Source organism: Flavobacterium aurantiibacter, from assembly GCF_002251775.1.
Classification (GTDB): Bacteria; Bacteroidota; Bacteroidia; order Flavobacteriales; family Flavobacteriaceae; genus Flavobacterium; species Flavobacterium aurantiibacter.
In genome coordinates, this window is record NZ_NOXX01000047.1 from 1 (window position 1) to 3488 (window position 3488).

The 3488-nt window shown below is 40.8% G+C and carries 4 protein-coding genes; 3 read left to right on the forward strand and 1 reads right to left on the reverse strand.

Annotation, left to right across the window (positions count from 1 at the left end):
* Positions 1-349: 349 nt before the first annotated feature.
* Positions 350-577 carry a hypothetical protein gene (locus tag CHX27_RS00490; RefSeq protein ID WP_094484831.1) on the forward strand — a complete coding sequence of 76 codons (228 nt, stop codon included), beginning with the start codon at positions 350-352 and terminating at the stop codon, positions 575-577.
* Positions 578-579: 2 nt separating this feature from the next.
* Positions 580-891, forward strand: a complete 312-nt coding sequence (locus CHX27_RS00495) for a type II toxin-antitoxin system RelE/ParE family toxin (protein WP_094484832.1) — start codon at positions 580-582, stop codon at positions 889-891.
* 270 nt (positions 892-1161) lie between these two features.
* Here the strand turns inward: CHX27_RS00495 and CHX27_RS00500 are convergent, their stop codons facing one another.
* The gene (locus CHX27_RS00500) at positions 1162-2661 is read right to left on the reverse strand and encodes a sodium:solute symporter (RefSeq protein ID WP_094484833.1); all 1500 of its coding nucleotides are present in this window, start codon (positions 2659-2661) and stop codon (positions 1162-1164) included.
* Positions 2662-2748: 87 nt separating this feature from the next.
* Here CHX27_RS00500 and recR point away from each other — a divergent pair, with 87 nt between their 5' ends.
* A complete protein-coding gene (recR, locus tag CHX27_RS00505) occupies positions 2749-3366 on the forward strand; it encodes a recombination mediator RecR (RefSeq protein WP_094484834.1) in 618 nt (205 codons plus the stop codon).
* Positions 3367-3488 lie beyond the last annotated feature (122 nt).

Genomic DNA, 3488 nt, shown 5'->3' on the forward strand with positions numbered 1-3488 from the left:
TTTTTCTCCGGGCTGCCGCTGCACCCGGGGCTGGGAAATACGTTATTAAACTACCAATCGCCTCTTTGCGCACATTCCACTCGCTCTCCGAAGTCTCCCGACTTCGGAGTATTCTTCTAAAACTTAAAAAATAAGCTAGATAAATCCTTGCGTGATTGCGCTATCTTATAAGTAAACAATCAGAAAATTTCGCAATTCACTTTTTCAAGCATACCTTAAATTCGGGATACTTTGCAAAGCGCGAGTTCGAGCCATAACAAGCTAAGATGAGAATGCTTTTGAAAAATCTGCTCACAATCAACAATTGCCAAAAGTTAATTTGTAATTTTGATAAAAAGTGAAATAGATTATGGATTTGCAAACACGAAAAGTAGCTTTTATTCAAGAGTTCCTCAAAATTCAAAGTGAAGAAGCTATTAGCCAATTTGAAAAACTTTTGAAAACGAGCACAAGTTTCAAGAACAATACTATCACGCCAATGACGATAGAAGAACTGAACGAGAGGATAGATAAATCAGAAGCAGATTTCAAAGCCAATCGTTGTAAACCAAGTTGTGAGATTTTATCAAAGTATTGAAAATGAAATACGTGGTTGTTTGGTCTGCGTTTTCTCAAGAAAAACTAGATGAAATATTTGAATATCACAAATTTAAAGTGAGTTACAAAGTTGCTAAGCAAATCATCACAAAATTAATTAAAGGAGCAAATATTCTGGAAACGAATCCGTTCGCAGGGCCGATTGAGCTTCTACTCGCCAATAGAAAAGAAAAGTATTATTATTTGGTTTGCGGAAACTACAAAGTGATTTACTCGGTCGATTCAACAAACAAACAGGTCAAAATTGCCGACGTTTTTGACACTAGACAGAATCCAACCAAAATGGGAAAATAGAAATAAAACCAATGTTATTCTCGTGACGATTTCAAGAAGCACTTTTCCTTAAAGACCTTCAAACTACTGTAGTAAATAAGTCGTCTCTTTGCGTACATTCCCCGCGTTAGGGGTTGCAGCGGAAATCTTGTTTTTTGATCCGCGTCGGGCAAAAAAACCCGATAGCTATCGGGGCAGCGAAAGACCCGACGGCGCCTGACATATCTTTCTAGCACGGAGGCGCCGGAACGCCCAAATAAAAAAGAAGCTTTAGTTTAACACACGCACAAATTAGTGCGTAATTGCCTCACCTTTTCTCGGTTTACTTACCGCAACTAAGCCCAAAAGTGTCAGCAAACCGTTAACGATAATGAGTTCTTCGGCAAACTCGTAAGCGCCGAATAAAAGCCGACTGTTCGCTGAAATTACATACGTAGCCACAACCGCTAATACGCACACTACTGGTGTAAGCTTATCGGTCACTACACGATTTTTCACGAAAAGTCCGAAGCTGTAAAGGCCCAATAACGGACCGTAAGTGTACGCTGCAATTTTGAAGATAAGGCTCACCACCGAATCGTCGTTGTAGCTGTAAATGAACAAAATAACCACAAACATGAGCAATGAAAATCCGATGTGTACACCGTGTCGGGTAGCCACACTGTTTTTTCCGGCAGCCGTTTTATCCATGTTTAAAAAGTCTATACAAAACGAGGTTGTAAGTGCAGTTAAAGCCGAATCGGTCGTGGCAAAGGTGGCAGCGGTGAGTCCGAGTAAAAACACAATCGCCGGAACTATACTCAAATGGTTAAAAGCAATTTCCGGGAAAAGTAGGTCGGTTCGCGGTTTTCCCGTAGCTAAATCGATAGGTATGCTCACGCCATTTTTCTCGGCATACAAGTATAAGAGCGCGCCAACACTCAGAAAGAACAGATTTATACAAACGAAAATCGCCGTAAAGGTGAACATGTTTTTTTGTGCTTCGCCGATGTTCTTACACGATAAATTCTTTTGCATTAAATCTTGATCGAGCCCGACCATAGCAAGCGTTACAAAGATGCCACCGAAAATTTGCTTGAGGAAGAATGTAGATTTTAACCAATCTTCAAAGAAGAAAATTTTGGAATAGCTGCTGTTTTTAACGGTTTCGAATGCCTCGGTTGCCGATAAGTTTAAACTCTGACAGATAAAAATAATCGTAAGGATAACCGAAGAAACCAAGAATAAGGTTTGAAGCGTGTCGGTTAAAATGATGGTTTTTAAACCTCCACGGTAGGTGTACGCGAAAATTAATAACAGCGAACCCAATACCGTTGCGGCAAACGGAATACCAAAAGCATCGAACACATAGCGTTGCAGGACCAAAACGACCAAATAAAGTCGGGCAGCCGAACCAATAGTGCGACTAATCAGAAAAAACGAGGCAGCTGTTTTGTAAGAAACTGTTCCAAGTTGCTGTTCGATGTAACTGTAAATAGAAACCACTCGCAAACGATAGTACAACGGCAATAAAAGCTTTGCGATGATGATAAAACCGATGGCGTTTCCTAAAACAAATTGAAAATACTTGAATTGAATATCGGGATTTCCTACTTGGCCCGGAACGCTGATGAATGTAACGCCAGAAAGCGCGGTACCTATCATTCCGAAAGCTACTAAATACCATTTTGAGTTGCGGTTGGCGGTAAAGAAACTGTCGTTGCTTTGGTCGTTTTTGCTCACAAAGTACGAAATGGCAAATAAGAGTCCGAAGTAAACGGTTATTAGAAGTAAAATGGTGGTTGGTGTCATGACTTTCTCTAAAATAGTTACAAGTATCGGTTTTTTTGTGGAAATACGGGCTGCTAAAAATGTAGTTTATTGGCTTATTTTTGCCCTATGGAATTTTCTTCGAAGTTGTTGGAACAAGCCGTTAACGAAATGGCGGGTTTACCCGGAATTGGCAAACGTACCGCACTGCGGTTGGTGTTGCATTTATTACGCAGACCCGAAGAAGAAACCACTGCTCTTACCTCAGCATTATTACGTTTGCGTACGGAAGTTAAGTTGTGCGAAAGTTGCCATAACATTTCCGACCAGCTGTTGTGTGAGATATGTGCAAACCCGAAGCGCAACCACGAATTGATTTGCGTTGTAGAAGACATACGCGATGTGATGGCTATTGAAAATACGGGTCAGTTTCAAGGAATCTACCACGTTTTGGGTGGGAAAATTTCTCCGATGGATGGTGTGGGGCCGAGTCAGCTCAAAATTTCCACTTTGGTAGAAAAAGTACGTTCGGGTTTGGTTAGCGAACTCATTTTTGCCTTAAGTGCCACGATGGAAGGCGATACTACGAATTTCTACATTTACAATCAGGTTAAAAGTTTCAATTTGAAAACCTCGACAATCGCGCGCGGGATTTCGGTAGGCGACCAGCTCGAATTTGCCGATGAGGTAACCTTAGGACGAAGTATTTTGCACCGCGTGCCGTTTGAGGATAGTTTGCGCACCTAAGTTTGAAGCATAAAACCTATTTTGAGTTTTATTCGTATCCTACGTAAAAGCTTCGGAGGGAATAATTTTTAATCTGTCTTAACCCGTTGGGTGAAATTATTTGAAGTAAAATAAATTGAACA